Annotated in this window: 13 protein-coding genes; 9 read left to right on the top strand and 4 right to left on the bottom strand. The window is 72.1% G+C overall.

The genetic code is table 11. The annotated features are described in order from the left end of the window. The first annotated feature begins 376 nt into the window (after positions 1–376). From ACFYXV_RS11830 to ACFYXV_RS11795, 8 genes are all read left to right on the top strand, one after another. On the top strand, positions 377–1,555 hold the full coding sequence (locus tag ACFYXV_RS11830; RefSeq protein WP_385469465.1) for a hypothetical protein: 1,179 nt from the start codon (positions 377–379) through the stop codon (positions 1,553–1,555). Next, positions 1,552–2,373: a WecB/TagA/CpsF family glycosyltransferase gene (locus tag ACFYXV_RS11825; protein ID WP_389382763.1), complete on the top strand. Its 822-nt coding sequence runs from the start codon at positions 1,552–1,554 to the stop codon at positions 2,371–2,373. The genes ACFYXV_RS11830 and ACFYXV_RS11825 overlap by 4 nt, the downstream gene beginning before the upstream one ends. Continuing rightward, entirely contained in the window at positions 2,373–3,629 is a 1,257-nt protein-coding gene (locus ACFYXV_RS11820; protein ID WP_385469461.1) for a nucleotide sugar dehydrogenase, read from the top strand. The genes ACFYXV_RS11825 and ACFYXV_RS11820 overlap by 1 nt, the downstream gene beginning before the upstream one ends. Before the next feature lie 4 nt (positions 3,630–3,633). After that, the gene (gene wecB, locus ACFYXV_RS11815) at positions 3,634–4,743 is read left to right on the top strand and encodes a non-hydrolyzing UDP-N-acetylglucosamine 2-epimerase (protein WP_385469459.1); all 1,110 of its coding nucleotides are present in this window, start codon (positions 3,634–3,636) and stop codon (positions 4,741–4,743) included. Positions 4,744–4,863: 120 nt separating this feature from the next. After that, positions 4,864–5,595 carry a chain length determinant protein gene (locus tag ACFYXV_RS11810; RefSeq protein WP_383345002.1) on the top strand — a complete coding sequence of 244 codons (732 nt, stop codon included), beginning with the start codon at positions 4,864–4,866 and terminating at the stop codon, positions 5,593–5,595. Beyond that, positions 5,592–7,079 (top strand): oligosaccharide flippase family protein, encoded by a 1,488-nt coding sequence (locus tag ACFYXV_RS11805; RefSeq protein ID WP_389382762.1) that lies wholly within the window; start codon positions 5,592–5,594, stop codon positions 7,077–7,079. The genes ACFYXV_RS11810 and ACFYXV_RS11805 overlap by 4 nt, the downstream gene beginning before the upstream one ends. Before the next feature lie 5 nt (positions 7,080–7,084). Beyond that, positions 7,085–8,203, top strand: a complete 1,119-nt coding sequence (locus ACFYXV_RS11800; RefSeq protein ID WP_385469453.1) for a hypothetical protein — start codon at positions 7,085–7,087, stop codon at positions 8,201–8,203. A gap of 21 nt (positions 8,204–8,224) precedes the next feature. Next, the gene (locus tag ACFYXV_RS11795) at positions 8,225–9,031 is read left to right on the top strand and encodes a glycosyltransferase family 2 protein (protein ID WP_385469451.1); all 807 of its coding nucleotides are present in this window, start codon (positions 8,225–8,227) and stop codon (positions 9,029–9,031) included. A 49-nt stretch (positions 9,032–9,080) separates the two neighbouring features. On the opposite strand, the gene ACFYXV_RS11790 is transcribed toward ACFYXV_RS11795, so the two are convergent. Beyond that, a complete protein-coding gene (locus ACFYXV_RS11790; protein WP_389382761.1) occupies positions 9,081–10,043 on the bottom strand; it encodes a glycosyltransferase in 963 nt (320 codons plus the stop codon). Continuing rightward, a complete protein-coding gene (locus tag ACFYXV_RS11785) occupies positions 9,995–12,013 on the bottom strand; it encodes an O-antigen ligase family protein (RefSeq protein ID WP_385469447.1) in 2,019 nt (672 codons plus the stop codon). Before ACFYXV_RS11785 ends, ACFYXV_RS11790 begins: the two co-directional genes overlap by 49 nt. Before the next feature lie 95 nt (positions 12,014–12,108). Between ACFYXV_RS11785 and ACFYXV_RS11780 the strand changes: the two genes are divergently transcribed. Beyond that, positions 12,109–12,789, top strand: a complete 681-nt coding sequence (locus tag ACFYXV_RS11780) for a hypothetical protein (protein ID WP_385469445.1) — start codon at positions 12,109–12,111, stop codon at positions 12,787–12,789. 77 nt (positions 12,790–12,866) lie between these two features. Here the strand turns inward: ACFYXV_RS11780 and ACFYXV_RS11775 are convergent, their stop codons facing one another. Both ACFYXV_RS11775 and ACFYXV_RS11770 read right to left on the bottom strand, forming a co-directional pair. After that, positions 12,867–13,913 (bottom strand): glycosyltransferase, encoded by a 1,047-nt coding sequence (locus ACFYXV_RS11775; protein WP_385469443.1) that lies wholly within the window; start codon positions 13,911–13,913, stop codon positions 12,867–12,869. Continuing rightward, a complete protein-coding gene (locus tag ACFYXV_RS11770; RefSeq protein WP_389382760.1) occupies positions 13,910–17,209 on the bottom strand; it encodes a DUF4082 domain-containing protein in 3,300 nt (1,099 codons plus the stop codon). Before ACFYXV_RS11770 ends, ACFYXV_RS11775 begins: the two co-directional genes overlap by 4 nt. Positions 17,210–17,244 lie beyond the last annotated feature (35 nt).

Raw genomic sequence — 17,244 nt, 5'->3', positions numbered from 1 at the left:
TCCTTGGGCATACCTTGTCCCTGTACACGGGATCTGAGCAGGCAACAGGCTTTGTTCAGTGGGGGGTTGTACACGACGAGGGCATCGCGGACCAAGTGACGACGGACGGCGCGCAAAGCGCCCGCCCGGCGCTGCCGTTCGCGCCTGCTCCGGTCCGGGGCATCGCTGGGGGGATCCAGTGGGCGGCCCCGGACGGTTCGTGCCATCGGGGGGAAACACACCGCCGGCACGTGCGCCGTCATGCGCGAACCCCTCCGCCGAACGACGACCGCCGGGTCTGTTCGAGGAGCGAATCAGAGGGGGTAGGTGTGTTGGAGCCGTACAGCTCGGACATACGGAGTGCACGCAGCACACGGGGAGCCGGGGTGGGGACCCGGTGACCGAGACACGAGCAGCTCGATTAGGAGCACTGGCCCACGAGGACCCATCGCTGCACGCGCTCGCCGAGCGGCTGCTCGCGCTGGCCGAGGCGGGACTGCCCAAGATGTACCTGCCGGAGGCCGACACCTTCGTGTTCACCCGGGTCGGCACGGTCACCTCCGAAGGCGTCCGCCGCATGGAGGCGCGCGGGACCAGCACCCGGTACGCGGCCATCACCGCACTGGGGGCGCGGTTCCTGCCCGAGGACCGCCAGCGCGCCCTGTTCGGCGGCCACTGCGTCGAGGAGTACGCGGGGCTGCTGGTGGAGCGGCTGCCCGAGGTCGGCAACCTCGGCGACGCGGCGCTCATCGCGTGGCTGGCCGCCGAGACCGGCCATCCGAAGCTGGCGGACGCCCTCGCACGGGTGGCCGCACTGGACGTACCCGGACGTCCGCAGTACACGGTCGAGGCCGCGTGGGTGCTCTCCGCCCTTGCCGCGGCCCGTACCGCGGCGGACGTGGAGGAGCGGATCGCGGCCGCCCGCGACCGGCTGCTGGCGGCCAAGGCCCCCGGCAGTCCGCTGTTCCCGCACGCCACCGGTCCGGGGCTGGTCCCCGGATTCCGCTCGCACGTGGCCTGCTTCGCCGACCAGACGTATCCGCTCCAGGCGCTGGCCCGGCTGCACGCGAGCGGCCCGGACGCGGAGGCCCTCGCGGCCGCCGACGCCTGCGCCGCGCGGATCTGCGAGCTCCAGGGCGACGGCGGACAGTGGTGGTGGCACTACGACGCCCGCACGGGCGGCGTGGTGGAGGGCTACCCCGTCTACAGCGTGCACCAGCACGCCATGGCGCCGACCGCCCTGTTCGACCTCGCCGAGGCGGGCGGCACCGACTTCGGCGCGGCCATCCGCCGCGGGCTGCGCTGGATGACGGACGTGCCCGAGATCAGCGGACCCGACGGCACCCCGCGCGAGCCCATGATCCTGGAGAAGTACGGGGTCACCTGGCGCAAGGTCTACCGCGGCGACCCGGCGAAGGCCGTCCGCGCCGCCCGCGGACTCACGACCAAGGTCTCCCCGCACGCCCGGCTGGCACCGCTGGACCGGGTCTTCCGCCCCGACGTGATCGACCGCGAGTGCCGGCCGTACGAGTTCGGCTGGCTGCTCCACGCGTGGCTCGGGGGGCTGGAGAGATGACCCGACGGCAGAACCGCCACGGCCGCCCGTCCCGCCACACCCTCTTCGGAGTCACGCTCGATGCCCTGACCATGGACGAGACCGTGCAGCGCTGCCTCGACGCGGTCAAGCGCGGCGAGCAGATCGAGATCGGCATGGTCAACGCCGCCAAGCTGGTCAACATGCGCCGCGACCCCCGCCTCGCCGCGGCGGTCTCCGGCTGCGACCTCGTCCTGGCCGACGGCCAGGCCGTGGTCTGGGCCAGCCGGGTCCTCGGCGTCCGGCTGCCCGAACGGGTCGCGGGAATCGACCTGTTCATGCGGCTGCTGGCCGCGGCCGAGAGCGCGGACGTACCCGTCTACCTGCTCGGCGCCCGCCAGGACGTACTGGACCTGATGCTCGGCCGGATCACGGAGCGCTTCCCGGCGCTGCGCGTGGCCGGCAGCCGCAACGGCTACTTCGACGACGCCGAACAGCCGGAGATCGCCGACGCCGTCGCGGCCAGCGGGGCCCACCTGCTGTTCCTGGGCATGACCTCGCCCAAGAAGGAGATCTTCACCGCCGGCTACGGCAAGCGCACCGGCGCCCACGTCGTGCACGGCGTCGGCGGCTCCTTCGACATCCTGGCCGGCATCACCAAGCGGGCCCCCGTCGTCTGGCAGCGCATGGGCCTCGAATGGTTCTACCGGGCGCTCCAGGAGCCGCGCCGCCTCGGCAAGCGCTACCTCACCACCAATACCGCCTTCCTCCTCATGACGGTGCGCGAGCTCATCCGCCGTACGCCGTCCGCACTGCCGCCCGCCACATCGTCTGCCGGTTCCGCGAACAGGAGTCACTGATGCGCGTCGTCGTCGTGGGACAGGGATACGTCGGTCTCCCGCTGGCCATCAGGGCCGCCGAGGTCGGACACCAAGTGATCGGGTACGACGTGGACGCGCGGCGGGTCAAGAGCCTCGCCGCCGGCGAGTCGTACGTGGAGGACGTCTCCTCCGAACGGCTGACGCGCGCACTGGAACGGGGCTCGTACCAGGCCACCGAACTCGCGCGCGACTGCGGCGGCTTCGACGTCGCCGTCGTCACCGTCCCGACCCCGTTACAGGACGGTGCCCCCGACCTGCGCTACATCGAGGAGTCGGCGCACACGCTGGCCCGCTTCCTGCGGCCCGGAGCGACCGTGATCCTCGAATCCACCACCTACCCGGGCACCACCGAGGAGCTGTTCGGGCCGATCCTGGAGGACGGTTCGGGCCTCACCGCCGGCGCCGACTTCCACCTCGGCTACAGCCCCGAGCGCATCGACCCCGGCAACACCGTCTGGGGCTTCCAGCAGACGCCCAAGGTCGTCTCCGGCGTGGACGCCCGCTCGCTGAAGGCCGTCGAGGCCTTCTACGCGGACCTCGTCGACAAGACGGTGCCGGTGAGCTCGCCCAAGGAGGCCGAGCTCGCCAAGCTGCTGGAGAACACCTTCCGGCACGTGAACATCGCCCTGGTCAACGAGATAGCCATGTTCGCCCGCCACCTCGACATCGACGTGTGGCAGGCCATCGAGGCCGCGTCCAGCAAGCCGTTCGGCTTCATGAAGTTCACCCCGGGACCCGGGGTCGGCGGCCACTGCCTGCCGATCGACCCCTCGTACCTGTCCTGGCGGGTCCAGCGCGAGCTGGGCCAGAGCTTCCGCTTCGTCGAACTCGCCAACGACATCAACAGCCACATGCCCGAGTACGTGGCGCGGCGCGTCATGGACGCGCTCAACACCAAGCGCCGCTCCGTCAACGGCTCGAAGATCCTGCTGCTCGGGCTCGCGTACAAGAAGAACACCGGCGACGCGCGCGAGTCGCCCGCGGTGCGCGTCTCCCAGCTGCTCATCGACATGGGCGCCAGGGTGCGCGCGGCCGACCCCCACGTGGTGGAGGGACTCAAGGTCGACTCCCGGCTCGTACGGGTGGAGCCGACGCGCAAGGAGCTGGCCGCGGCCGACGTGGTCGTCCTGCTCACCGACCACGACGCCTTCGACTACGCGATGGTCACCGAGCACGCCTCGTTCGTGCTCGACTGCCGCAACCGGCTCTCCGGACCCACCGTGGAGGTGCTCTGACACCATGCCCAGGATCATCTGCGTGGCCGGAGCACGGCCCAACTACATGAAGATCAAACCGGTGATGGACGCACTGGAGCGCCTCGGCGCCGAAGTGGTCCTCGTCCACACCGGTCAGCACTACGACGAGTCCATGAACGACGTCTTCTTCCGCGACCTGGGCATCCGTCCCCCCGACCGGTACCTCGGTGCCGGATCGGGCACGCACGCCGAGCAGACGGGCCGGGTGATGGCGGCCTTCGAGCCGCTGGTCGACGAACTGGCCCCGGACGCCGTGGTGGTGGTCGGGGACATCAACTCGACGCTGGCCTGCGCCCTGGTCACCGCGAAGGCCGGCCCGCTCCTGGCCCATGTGGAGGCGGGCCTGCGCAGCCGGGACTGGAGCATGCCCGAGGAGGTCAACCGGGTCGCCACCGACCGCGTCAGCGACTATCTGCTGGCCCCCTCCCCCGACGCCGCCGCGAACCTGCGGGCGGAGGGGTACCGGGAGGACCAGATCCACGTCGTCGGCAACGTCATGATCGACACCCTGCTCGCCAACCTGGACCGTGCCAGGGCCTCGGACGTCCTGGACCGGTACGGGCTCACCCGGGGCGGGTACGGTCTCGTCACCCTGCACCGGCCGGCCAACGTGGACGACCCGGCGGCCCTGCGCGGCCTGCTGAAGGCGCTGGGCGAGATCGCGGAGCGCTGCCCGCTGCTGCTTCCCGTCCACCCGCGGGCGGCACGGCGGCTGGAGGAGGTCGGGGTTCCGGGAGGGATCCGGATGGTCCCGGCCGCCGGGTACCTGGACTTCATCGCGCTCCAGGACGCCGCGCGCGTGGTGCTGACCGACTCCGGCGGAGTCCAGGAGGAGACCACCGCCCTCGGCGTGCCCTGTGTGACGCTGCGGGAGAACACCGAGCGGCCGATCACCGTCGAGGAGGGCACCAACGTCCTGGCGGGGACCGACCCGGAGCGCATCACGGCCGTGGTGAACCGGGTGCTCGACGATCCGCCCGCCCCGCGCTGCCCCGCACTGTGGGACGGCCGGGCGAGCGAACGCATCGCGCGGGTCCTGCTGGAGGGCACGGCGACGGGGACGCGGCCGAGGCCCACCGATCTCGCCGGCTGACGCCGGGGACTCGGCACGGGCGCACCACCGCAAGAACCGAAGAAGAGCAAGAACCGTAATCCGCACATGAAGACGGCGGCGGCGCGTGGACGACGCGGCGCCGCCGCGAGGGGGAAGACCATGGATCTCGCGGAGATCTGGCGGGTCATGCGCAGGCGCTGGTACGTGCTGCTGCCCGGACTGCTGCTCACGGCCGCGCTCGTCGCGGGCGTGTACGTACTGGTCCCGGTGGAGTACCGGTCGCAGAGCACGGTGACGCTGCTGAACTCGAAGAAGGCCACGGTGGCCTTCGACGGCAACCCCTTCCTGAGCACCCAGGCCTCGCTCACCGGCATGGCCGACGGCCTGGCCCGCAACCTCAACTCCGACGACTCCCGGACCGACCTCAAGTCCCAGGGCGTCACCGGGGAGTACGAGGCGAAGATCGCCGACAACGCGCAGGGGCCCTTCATGTGGCTGAGCGTCACCGGCACCGATCCGGCGGCCGTCCTGAAGTCGGACGAGATCTTCACCAAGTACGCCGAGAAGCGGCTCCAGGAGTTCCAGGCCCAGCAGTCGGTGACGGCCGAGGCCATGATCCGCATGGCGACGATCGTCCCGCCGCAGAAACCGGAGGCGCAGACCAAGACCCGCCTCCAGTACCTGATCATGGCGGGGGCCCTGGGCTTCGTACTGAGCCTGGTGGCCACGTTCTTCGTGGAGGCCCGGCGCCGCCGGTCGGACAAGCCGGGCCGGCACCGGCCCGCGCCGGCCGAGAAGGCCGAACCGCCGGCCGCGGAGAACGGCTCCGGAGCCGGCTCCGGGACGGGTGACTCCCGTACCGCCCGGGCATCCGCCGGAGCCTCGCCGTGACGGGGACCGGGGCGGGGACCGGGACCGGGACCGGTGTGCGGGCCGCCGCCTCCGAGGCGCCGTCGCTGGGACGCAAGGTCGGCTCCGCCGCCCGGTGGAGCCTGGTCAACACCGTGGTCATGCGCCTCGGCAACTTCGTCACCGGCATCATCCTCGCCCGCTTCTTCCTCGGCCCCGAGGCCTGGGGCGTGTACGGGATCGCCCAGACGGTGCTGCTGGTGCTGCTCTCCGCGAACGAGCTCGGCGTCTCCCTGGCCATCGTGCGCTGGGAGGGCGATCCGCGCCGCTTCGCCCCGACCGTGCTCACCCTGAGCGCCGCCTCCAGCTGCCTGCTGTACGCCGTCCTGTTCGCGGCGGCTCCCGCCGTGGCCCGGGTGCTCGGCTCCCCCGAGGCCTCCGGGATCCTGCGGGTGATGTGCGTGTGCGTGGTGCTCGACGGGCTCGCCCAGGTGCCCGCCGGGTTCCTCACCCGGGAGTTCGCGCAGGGCAGGAGGATGGCCATCGACGCCGTCAACTTCGTGCTGAGCACCGCTGTGACCCTGCTGCTGGCCGTCCAGGGGTGGGGCGCGATGAGCTTCGCCTGGGGCTCCGTGGCCGGCAACGCGGCCGCCCTGCTCGGCTGCTGCCTCGCCGCGCCCGGCACCCTGAGGTTCGGCTGGGACCGGGAGCAGGCGAAGGCGCTGCTGCGCTTCGGGCTGCCGCTCGCCGGGGCCAGCATGCTCGCCCTCGGTGTCGTCAACGTGGACACCATGGTGGTGGGTTCCGCCCTGGACCAGCTGGCCCTCGGCTTCTACGTGCTCGCCTTCAACATCTCCGGCTGGCCGGTGCGGATCATCTCCGAGGCGGCCCGCCGCGTCTCCTTCGCCGGGTTCTCCCGGCTGGCGGACTCGCCGGGGGCGCTGGCCGCGGGCTTCGGCCGCGCCCTGGGCGTGGTGATGACCGGCACCGTTCCGCTGTGCGTGCTGCTGGCGGCCCTGGCGGCGCCGATCGTCGGGCTCGTCTACGGGGACCGCTGGCTGCCCGCGGCCGCCGCGCTGCCCTGGCTGATGGCGCTCGGTCTCGTACGGATCGGCTGCGAGCTGGCGTACGACTGCCTGGTGGCCATCGGCAGGCGCCGCTCGCTCATCGGCGTCCAGGGGCTCTGGCTGGTCGTCCTGATCCCGGCCCTGGTGATCGGAGCGGGCGCGGGCGGGATCGTGGGCGTGGCCCAGGGGCACGTGCTGGTCGCCTGCGTCATGGTGGTGCCCGTGTTCCTCTACGCCCTGCACCGCGGCGGGGTGGGCCTGGGCACCGTGGCCCGGGCCTGCGCCTGGCCGTTCCTCGGCGGGGCCGTGATGGCCGCCGTGGTCCTCGGCCTGGAGCGGCTCCTCGGCGGCGGCGTCCTCGCCCTCCTCGTGACGGGGGCCGCGGGCACCCTCGTGTACGTCGTGTGCGTCCTGCCGAGCCGGGACTTCCTGCGCGGCTCCGAACGGGCCGCGGGGTAGCCGCGGTGGCACGCGACCGCAGGCGCCTCGTGGCCTGGCTGCTGACCGGGCTCGTCCTGGCCGTCGTACTGGCGCTGTACGACGCCGACCGGACCGGGGTGAGCGAGCCCTCGGCCGGGCCGACGGCCGGGCCGTGCCCGGACAGCGCCCTCCGGTGCCCGGGCGGCAGCCCCGTGCCCGGGCCGATGCCCTCGCCTTCCGCGGATCCGTCCGCATCGGGCGGTCCGGACCCGTCCGCCGCTACGGCGCCCCCCTCCGCCACGCCCTCGCCGGGCACCGGCACGAGCCCGGGACCCGGCGGCCCCTGCTCCTCGCCCGGCGCGTGCGGGTTCCCCGACGCCCGGACCACCGGCCCGCGGATCGCACTGGAGCGGCACGACACGGGCGACCTGTCCGTGAAGACCGACGGCATGGTCATCAAGGGCTGGGACATCCGCGGTTCGCTGGACGTGTACGCCAACGACGTCACCGTCATCGACAGCCGGATCACCTCCGCCAACTGGTGGGGGATCAACCTGCGCCCCGGCTTCAAGGGGCTTCGCGTCCTGCACACCACCATCACCGCCGTGCCGGGCAAGGGCCCCGACAACGGCGGCGTCGACTACGCGGTCTCCAACATGGGCGGCAGCTCGATCGAGGTCGGCTGGTGTGACATCTCCGTGTTCGGCAACGCCCTCTCGATGGGCCAGGGCGAGATCCACGACAACTACGTGCACGACATCGTCCCCTTCCGCAACCAGGGCGGCGAATGGCAGCACACCGATGCCGTCATCAGCGGCGGCGGCAACAAGGGCCGCCTGACCATCCGCCACAACACCCTCCTGAACCCCGTTCCCGTGCACCAGGGCGCCAGTGCCGCCGTCGGGCTCTTCGCGGACACCGGGAACGTGTCCTCCGTGGTGGTGGACGGCAACTGGCTCGCGGGCGGGGCGTACGCGCTGTACGGCGGCGGGCCGGGAGCCACCGGCATCCAGGTCACGGACAACGTGTTCTCCGCCGAGTACCACCCGAACGCCGGCGCCTACGGGCTGGTCGCCGCCTGGAACGCGGGCGGCGCCGGGAACGTGTGGCGCGGCAACCGCACGGCCGACGGCCGGCCCGTCGTGCCCGAGCCATCCCCCTGACGATCGAACCGAGAGGACGTCATGCGCCGCATCGCGCGGGCCCCCTGGGAGCTGCTGAAGCGGACCTTCGGCTGGCTGGTGCTCTTCGAGGCCAGGAACAAGGTCCTGCTCGCCCCCTCCGCCGTACGGTTGCGGCGTTTCGAGGATGCCGAGACCGCCCGGCTCGCGGCCGTCCTGGGCAGCCCGCCGAGCGCCCTGGTCGCCACGGTGATCGCCACCCACCGGCGGCCCGAGGCGCTGCGCGCGGCGGTCCGCTCGGCCCTGGCGCAGAGCGTCGCCGACCAGGTGGTCATCGTGGTCGACGACGGTGCGGGTCTTTCCGAACTACCGCAGGATCCAAGGCTGTTCGCGGTGTCCCTGGCCCGCAACACGGCCACGGCCGGCGTCGTGCGCAACGTGGGGATACGGCTGACCCGCTCCCGGTATGTGGCTTTCCTGGACGACGACAACCTGTGGGAGCCCGACCACCTGGAGCAGGCCATCGCGGTGCTGGAGCCGCCCGGCGGGCCGGAGGCGGTGTACACCGCACTGCGCCGGGTGCTGCCCGACGGCTCCGAACGGGACGTGCTGTCCGTGCCGTTCGACCGCCGTCGGGCCGCCCACGAGGCTTTCCTCGACACCAACGCCTTCGTGGCGCGCCGCACCCGGTCCCTGTACTTCAGCCGGCTGCGGCGCACTCCCGAGGTGCTGCCGCGCGAGGACTGGGAGCTCGTACGGCGCTACGCGCGCCGCCACGAGGTCCGCCACGTGCCCCGGGCCACGGTCCGCTACCTGGTCAACCCGGAGAGCTTCTACACCGCCTGGGACGGGCCCACGCCCGGCGGGTGAACCGGCGGCCGGTCCGGCGGCCGGTCCGGCGGCCGGTTCAGGGGCCGGTTCAGGGGCCGGGTACGGCGCGCAGCGCGGAGGGGCTGGCCAGGGCCCGCGCCGCCGCGAGGCTGGCGGGCCGGCCCAGCGCCGCCCGGGAGGTCTCGCGCAGCAGCACCGCCCCGCGGAAGGCCGCGGTCGCCGCCGGTCCGTTCCTGCGTCCGTACAGCCGCACGCGGTTGAGGGTCAGCAGGGTCCACAGCCGGGGCGAGACCTGTGAGTCCCCTCCGAGGTGGACGGCCGAGGCGGCCGGTTCGAGGCGGGTGACGAAGCCGCGGTCCCCGGCGCGCAGGCAGTACTCGGTCTCCTCGGAGTACAGGAAGAAGTATTCGTCCCAGTCCCCGCAGGCGTCCAGGCAGTCCCGGGAGAGGGCCATGAGGGCGCCCGTAGCCCAGTCGGCGACGGTCGCCCGCTCGTAGGCCGACGGGTCGGTGACCAGTTCGCTCCAGCGCGGGAAGCGCCCGGCCCGGCGGTTGCCGATCACCGCCTCGCCCAGGGCCCGGGTCACGCGCGATTCGCGGCGCAGCGAGTCCTGGCGCGTGCCGTCCTCCTCGTACAGCAGCGGGACGCTGATCCCGACCCGGCGGCCGCCGGACAGGGGTGCGTCGAGCGCGTCGACGAGGAGTGCGGCGCAGCCCCGCCGCATCCGGATGTCCGGATTGCACACGAGGGCGGCGCCGAAGCCCCCCTCCCACGCGGCTGCGGCTGCCAGGGCGGCGTTCACCCCGGCCGCGTACCCGGCGTTGCGGCCGGTCTGGACGACCGTTGCGCCGGGGGCCAGCCTGCGGACGACGTCGACGGTGTCGTCGGCGGAGTCGTTGTCGGCGACGACCAGGCGCCAGTCGAGCCCGGCCATGCCCTCGGGCAGGGAGGCGAGGAACTCGGGCAGCACACGGGCGCTGTTCCAGGTGACGACGAGGACGGCTACGGGACCGGCTGCGCGAGCTCGGTCCGGGTCGTTGCGGGAGGGCATGGGGACTCCACGGTTCGGGGCTCGGCCGGCGTGCCGCGCCGGATGAAGCCGAGATAGCTGCCTCCCGCTGCGATCGTCAGGAAGAACATCCCTGCGAACATCGGGAAGCTGAGGGCGTCGAAGGTGGCGCTGCTGACGAGGGCGACGAGGGCGGAGGCGAAGAACGCCTGGCCCAGCTCCCGTTCGGACTCGTCGGCGGCGAGGCGGCGGATGGCGCCGCCCTGGTGGATCCCGGTGAGGAACAGCGCCAGGAGGGCGAGCAGGCCGAGCAGGCCCATCTCCGCCAGGGTGAGCATGTACTGGTTGTCGGTGAAGAAGTAGAGGTCCGGCGTGAAGGTCCCGAGGCCGCGCCCGAACAGCGGGTTCTCCTCCAGGTAGGGGACGATCGCGCTGTACTTGACGGTACGGGCCTGGGTGCTGCTGTCGGAGTTCGACAGGAAGGAACTGAAGAGCGTGGTGATGGTGCCGATCAGCCCGGGCACGGCCACCTTGAAGCAGGCCACCGAGCCCATCAGCAGGCCGATCGCGGTCCAGCGGCGCTGCGGCTTCCAGCGCGGCACCATGACCAGGACCACGATGAGCGCGCCGATGATGGAGGTCCGCGACACGGTCAGCGGCAGCGCTCCGCCCATCAGGGCCACCGGTCCCCAGCGGCGCCAGCGGCTGAGGTGGCCGCGGACCGGGTCGAAGGCCTGCTGGACGGCGAAGGGCAGCATCAGGGCGAGCATGCCGCCGAACTCCAGCGGCTGGGCGGTGGTGGAGCGCGGCCGGGTGAACGCCCCGCGGTCGAGCGTGGTGATCTGCGCGACGCTGGACTGGAGTCCGGGGATGCTGATGTGTTCGGCGATGTTGGTCGCGGTGAAGAAGTCGTAGTAGCCGATGGCGGCCACCACCGAACCCATCACCACGGCTCGTCGCAGCAGTACGTCGAGGCGGGCCCGGTCCTGGACGCCGGCGGAGACCAGCACCACGATCGACACCCAGACGAGCAGCCCGATCAGCCCGCGGTCCGCGCCGAGCACCTCCTTGTGGGTGCTGCCCCGGGTGGCGTCCGCGAGGTACGAGGCCAGCACGGAGACGGCGAGCAGCCACATCGCGACCCGGGGCAGCCGGGTGCCCGGGGCCGGCCGGATCCGGCCGGTCAGCCAGGTCGCCAGGTACCAGAACAGGCAGAGCAGGGCGAACACGTTGGCCGGGGTGCCCACGCCGCCCATGCCCGGCAGGGTCAGGTTCGAGGGGATGAAGAAGGCCAGCCCGAGGTAGCCGCTGAGCAGCGCGGTGGCGTCCGGCGTCCGGCCCGGCAGCCTCCTGCGGGCGCGCGCCCTGGGTGCGCCGGCCGCGGCGGCGGCCTCGCGCCTGCGACGGCGGGCCACCAGCAGGGTCTCGGTCACGAAGGAGAGGGTGAAGCCGGCGGCCACGCCCGCGATGACCACGGCCAGCACCTGCTGGTAGCGGCTCTTGAGCTGGGGCACCGGGGTCTGCGGCAGCACCACGGGGGCCGTCTGGACGAAGTACGCGGGCTGCACCTTGGCCGCCGCCTGGAGCGCGTTGAGCTGCTCGCCGGCGAAGGTGGTGAGCGTGCTGGTCTCCTTCAGCACCTTCGCCCGGTCGGTGCCCGTGACCGTCAGCGTGAGCATCGGGCCCGAGGTATTCGCGGCGAAGCCGACCGTGTACGGGTCGCTCACGCCGAGGCCTTGGAGGTCGCGCGCCGCGTCGGCCCCGGACAGGGTCCTGATCAGCACGTCGGCGGTCACCACCAGCGAACCGCCCGCGTTCGAGATGGGGTTGCCGAAGGCGGGGGCCAGTTCGGCCACCGCCGTGGAGTCGAGCAGCGCCACCGAGCTCTGCGACTGGTACGCCACGGGCACCGAGCGGTACAGGTGCAGGCCCGCGAGGAGTCCGATGACCGTGAGGGGCACCATCACGTACCAGCGGCGCCGCAGCACGGCGGCCATTTCACCGATGCTCACGAATGCCCCCTCGCGCCTGCCGGAACCGATGGCGGGCCGCCCGGCGTCCTGGAAAGATCGAACGCGACGGAAGGAATCCTGTGTCGCCTGGTGAGTTGTTCCGCGCGCTTCGCCGCCGCTGGTACGTCCTGGTCCTGGTGGCGGCGCTCGCGGCCGCCGGGGCCTTGCAGGTGCTCCGGCCCGGTCAGACCTATGTGAGCTCGGCGATCGTCGTGCTCAAGCCCCCGGTGACGGGCAGTCAGCCCAATCAGCTCGCCAATCTCCAGCCCCCGCTGGCCGCCGTGTCGTACGCGGCGGTGCAGCAGCTGGAATCGCCCGCCGGGGCGGCCGAGTTGCGCGACGCCGGGGTGGACGGCACCTACCGGCTGATGCCGCGCAACAGCGGCACCAGCGTCACCCCCCGCTATCTGATCCCCTCGCTCCAGGTGCAGGCGGAGCACGCGGATCCGGCCGCCGCCAACCTGGCCGTGCTCAAGGTCGTCGAGGCGTACACGAAGCGCATCACGGCCATGCAGGCCGAACAGCAGATCCCGGAGAAGGCGCGGATGAGCGTGACCCTGCTGGTGCCGCCGACGGCGGTGGCGCAGACGGGGACCAAGAGCCGCGGGCTGGCCGGGACGGCACTGCTGGCCGGGGTCTGCGCGGTGGCCGCGGCGCTGTGGACCGATCGGCTCGTGACGCGCCGGAACCGGCGCCGGCGCGAGGGCGCCGACACCGGTCCGGTGGACGAACACGGGGCACAGAGCCGGGTCCCCGTGGCCGCGGGGGCCCGCTGAGGCAGCGGGCCCCCGCGCCGCCCGGCCCCCGTGAGGGGGCCGGTGGTGCAGTTGGTGCTTGTGGTGCTGCTGGTTCATCAAATCCCTCGGCGTTTCCAGGACTGCCACCAGAGCCACTCGCGTCCCCGGTCGGCGACGGCCGAGAGCACCAGCGGCTGGAGGTACGGCATCGCACGGGCCCCGATCCGCCGCCGCCTGCGCAGCGCCCGGTACTCGGGGAGCCCGGTGTACCGCGGCAGGCATTCGGCGGCGAAGGCCTCCAGCTCCTCGACCGGGACCGCGCCGGTGCGCCCCCGGTCGTACGCCCGGTAGGCGCGCCGCAGCGCGTACCGGGCGAGCCGGGTCCGCGCCAGCGTCGAGAGCCGGCCGGCTTCGGGGAGCAGACCGGCGCACTTCTCCAGGACCGAGTCGAAGGCGACGAGGCGCTGGCGCAGGTCGTCCAGCTGCCCGCCGAAGTCCGTGGTGGACATGTTGTTGCCGTGGACCCGGTAGAAGGCCTGGTCGGCCCCGCGTACGTAGCCCACGTCGGCGTGCGCCGCGAGCCGCATCCACATCTCGATGTCTCCGGCGTGCGGGAGCTCGGGGTCGTAGCCGCCGACCTTGCGCTGGAGACTGGTACGGACGACCACCTCGGGCGAGGTGATGCACCCGGTGCCCTCCCGGAACCGCCGCTCCAGCCACCACCGTCCGGGGTAGACCACCGAACCGGTGCTCCGGGTGCGGGCCGCGGGCAGCGGCCCACCGTGCCGGAACCGGAGCGGCCGGCCGTAGGCGAAGCCGGCTTCGGGGTGGGCGTCGAGCAGGGCCGCGGCGCGCACCAGGGCTCCGGGGACCAGCCGGTCGTCGGCCGACAGCAGGGCGACGTAGTCCCCGTCGGCCCACTCCAGCAGACCCTCGTTGTAGGTGGCGATGTGGCCCCGGTTCTGCTCGTGGACCCGTACCTCGATGCGCGGGTCGGCAGCCGCCAGTGCCCGGGCGACGTCCGCGGAGTCGTCGGGCGAGGCGTCGTCGATGATCAGCACGCGGACGTCGACGCCCGGCTGCTCGTCCAGGACGCTCTTGACGCAGTCGGCCAGGAAGTGGCCGTACTTGTAGCAGGGGATGACCACGCTGACGGTGCTCACTGGCCGGTCACCTCCGTCGAGCCCTCGGCCGCGAGGCCGTTCGGCGCGGTGGTGGTGAAGACCGGCCCGACCCAGTAGTTCACGGAGCCGAAGGTGTTGGTGGGGAAGGTGCTCGAAGCACCGTACTTGTAGAGGCCGTTGGAGCCGCCGCTGCCGTCGGCCGGGGCGACCAGCGGGTAGGAGCGGTGCGCGGCCGTGAAGTAGCCGCCGTCCACGGAGTACTTGCCGTTCGGCGCATGGTAGGAGGCCACGTAGCTGGTGCCCGCGGTGACGGGTACCGGTGTGGCGAAGTGGAGCTGCTGCCAGCCGGACAGGGTCTCGCTGCCGAAGGTGCCGGTGGCGAGGAGGGTGCCGGTGGCCGACCACAGGCTGCCGGTGTGCGTTCCGGTGTTCCCGGGGCCCTTGTAGAAGGTGATGCCGGTGACGTATCCGCTGACCGCGGACTGGAAGCGGGTGCCCAGTTCGACGGAGTTGGTGTCGTCGTTGACGTTGGCGGTGCTGGGCTCCGCGGTGGGTCCCCACAGGGTGCAGGGACAGTTCACGTTGGGCGGGCTCGCGCTGGTGGTGAAGGTCCAGCTGACCGGTGCGGCCATGGTGTTGCCCCACAGGTCCGCGGCCTGCACCGAAGCCGTGTACGTGGTGTTCAGCCCGAGCTCGGTGGACGGGGTGAAGGTGGCGCTGTTGGCGGCCGTGAGGACCTTGCTGCCCGGGACGGTGGCGCCGCCCGGGTCCTTCAGGGAGAAGGCGAGGGTGTCGGAGTCGATGCCCTCGCTGAACGTGGCCTTGACCGCGGCGGTGATCGCGGTGCCCGTCGCCGCGGACTGCGGGGTGATCGAGGTGACGGTGGGCGGGACGGTGCTCGCGGTGGAGGTGTCCAGGACCGCGTCGACCCAGTAATTGCTGCCGGACGCGGCCGTGGACGGGAACCCGCCCGTGCCGCTGTACCGGTAGACGCCGTTGCCCCCGTCGGTACCGGTGCGCAGCGCGGTCAGCGGGGCGAGGCCCGCGTCGGCGGAGGCGAAGGTGTTGTCGAAGGAGTACCCGCCGTTCGGGGCGAAGTAGGAGGCGATGTAGGTGGTGTTGGCCTTGACCGGGACCGGCGAGGCGAAGTTCAGCTGCTGCCAGCCGGAAGCGGTCTCGTTGGTGAAGGTGCCGGTGGCCAGGCGCTGGCCCGAGCTGCTCCACAGGCTGCCGGTGTGGGTGCCGGTGTTGGCCGGGGACTTGTAGAAGCGGACGCCCGTGATCGAGCCGGGCGCCGAGGAACGGATCTTCACGCCGAGTTCGACGGCACTGCCGTCACCGGCGTTGACGGTGCCCGGTACGGCCGCGGCCGGCCAGACGGTGCAGGGGCACTGCTGGGGTCCCACGGTCAGCGGCACGGTGGTGGTGGCGCCGATGTTGACGCTGTCGTCCACCGCACGGACCTTGATCTGTACGGATCCGGGGGCGGTCGGGGTCCACTTGTAGTTCCAGGACCCGACGCCGGTGGCCGCCTTCCAGGTGGTGCCGCCGTCGGTGGAGACCTCCACCCGGGCGACCACGCCGCCACCGCTGTCGGTCGCGGTGCCGGTGACGGTCACCGGGCGCAGTGCGGGCACGGTGGCGCCCGACGCCGGGCTGGTCACCGTGATGGCCGGTCCCGTGGTGTCGGTGGAGGCGGTCGCCGCGACCAGGTTGGTCTGCAGGGACTTGGGCTGGACGCCCATGTCGGCGAACACGTTCACCGTGGCCTGCTGCATCCGCTTGTCCTCGGTGACCACGGTGTCGTCGGGGTTGCCCGTCGGCATGTTGGTCAGGCCCCAGGACCACTGCACGGTGCCCGCGCCGAAGACCAGGGCGCGCGAGGACGGGTCGCGGAAGGCCACCAGGCTGTGCGTCGCGGTGCCGTTCCCGTACGTGTTGCCGTAGTCGAGGCGGAGCTTGCCGTCGTTGATGTCGACCGTGGTGGAGGACATCGCGATCTGCCCGGGCGGGCGCGCCGCGTCCTCCACGTCGCTGTCCCACTCGTAGCCGAGCGTGCCGGCCGGGAAGGTGGCGGTCTGGGAGGCGGTCAGGTTCGCGACGGTGGTGTTCCGCCACAGCCGCATCTTGGCGTACGCGCCGGGCACGGTGATGGCGTCGCTGCGGTAGCCGTTCACGCTGAACAGCGAACCGGTCAGCTGGTTCTGCGGCTGGTACGGCCGCCCGTTCGTGGAGCTGGCCGGGTCCATGAAGGTGCCCGTCCAGATGCCGCTCGGGTCCGGGATGCCGTTGGGCTGGGGGAAGGAGAGTTTGGTCTCCTTGTAGCAGACCAGGGTCCGGTTAGCCGTGTTGGCGCCGTCGATGCTGGGCGCGAGCCGGGTCTTCCAGAAGACCTCGTTGCCGCTGAAGTACGTCTGGTGGACCCCGGCGCGGCGCGCGTTCAGCGCGTTCGTGAACTGGTCCTGGGTCCAGTACTCGTCGTGGCCCGAGGACATGAAGACCTTGTGGTTCCCGAGCTGCGCCGCACCGCGGGTCGACATGTCGATCCCGGACATGTAGCTCACGTCGTACCCGTTGCGCTCCAGCCAGGAGATCATCTGGTACTCGGACCCGTAGATCCCGTTCTCCCCGCCGATGTCCATCGGCCGGTTGTAGCTGACCTCGTACGCCCGGCCGTCCGGCGCGGGTCCCCCGCCGTCGTACAGGTCCTGGCCGCCGTAGTTGTTGTACGCCTGCCAGGTCTGGTCGCTGGTCTGCACGACGATGTCGGAGTGGCTGGAGTCGTTGCGGACGACGAACGGGTAGGGCATCACCCCGTTGCCGTCCGCCTGGTCGAGGTTGGCGATGTACAGACCGGACACGGCATCGGCCGGGACGGTCCACGTCGCCGTGACGGGCCAGTTTCCGCAGTCCACCAGGCCGGTGGCGGCCTTGGTGGTGCAGCTGCGGGGGTTCCCGCCCGGCGCGAAGTTCGCCGGGTAGGTCTGGGCCGCCTGCGCCGCGGTCGACATCAGCCGGGCCCCGTCACCCCCGTAGTGGCCCAGCCGGTAGACCGACACCCTGTACGCGGTCGGCGACTGGACCTTGAACTGCACGGTCTCGCCCGCCTGGACGCTCGTCTGGGCGCTGAAGCCCTTGATGTCGCCGTAGGCGCTGGGCGAGAACCAGTCGGACATCGGCGTGCCCGGTTTGGAGTTCTCGCACACGATCGCGTTCGTGCCGGGACCGCAGGGGTCCGCCGCGCCCGCCACCGAGGACGGCGGTAAGACCGTGGCCATCAAGGCGGCGACCACGGTGAAGAGGCCGTACCGGAGCAACCTTGTCCGTCTGTTCATCTGTACCTCTTTTTTGTGCGTCGGCGCGGCGCTGG

This window comes from Streptomyces sp. NPDC002181, assembly GCF_042890485.1.
Classification (GTDB): domain Bacteria; phylum Actinomycetota; class Actinomycetes; order Streptomycetales; family Streptomycetaceae; genus Streptomyces.
This window is presented reverse-complemented; position numbering and strand designations above follow the sequence as displayed.

Excerpts from the sequence above, each read along its gene's own strand:
- ACFYXV_RS11795 (WP_385469451.1), top strand. The coding sequence starts at position 8,225 with ATGCGCCGCATCGCGCGGGCCCCCTGGGAGCTGCTGAAGCGGACCTTC.
- ACFYXV_RS11825 (WP_389382763.1), top strand. The coding sequence starts at position 1,552 with ATGACCCGACGGCAGAACCGCCACGGCCGCCCGTCCCGCCACACCCTC.
- ACFYXV_RS11770 (WP_389382760.1), bottom strand. The coding sequence starts at position 17,209 with ATGAACAGACGGACAAGGTTGCTCCGGTACGGCCTCTTCACCGTGGTC.
- wecB (WP_385469459.1), top strand. The coding sequence starts at position 3,634 with ATGCCCAGGATCATCTGCGTGGCCGGAGCACGGCCCAACTACATGAAG.
- ACFYXV_RS11810 (WP_383345002.1), top strand. The coding sequence starts at position 4,864 with ATGGATCTCGCGGAGATCTGGCGGGTCATGCGCAGGCGCTGGTACGTG.
- ACFYXV_RS11790 (WP_389382761.1), bottom strand. The coding sequence starts at position 10,043 with ATGCCCTCCCGCAACGACCCGGACCGAGCTCGCGCAGCCGGTCCCGTA.
- ACFYXV_RS11820 (WP_385469461.1), top strand. The coding sequence starts at position 2,373 with ATGCGCGTCGTCGTCGTGGGACAGGGATACGTCGGTCTCCCGCTGGCC.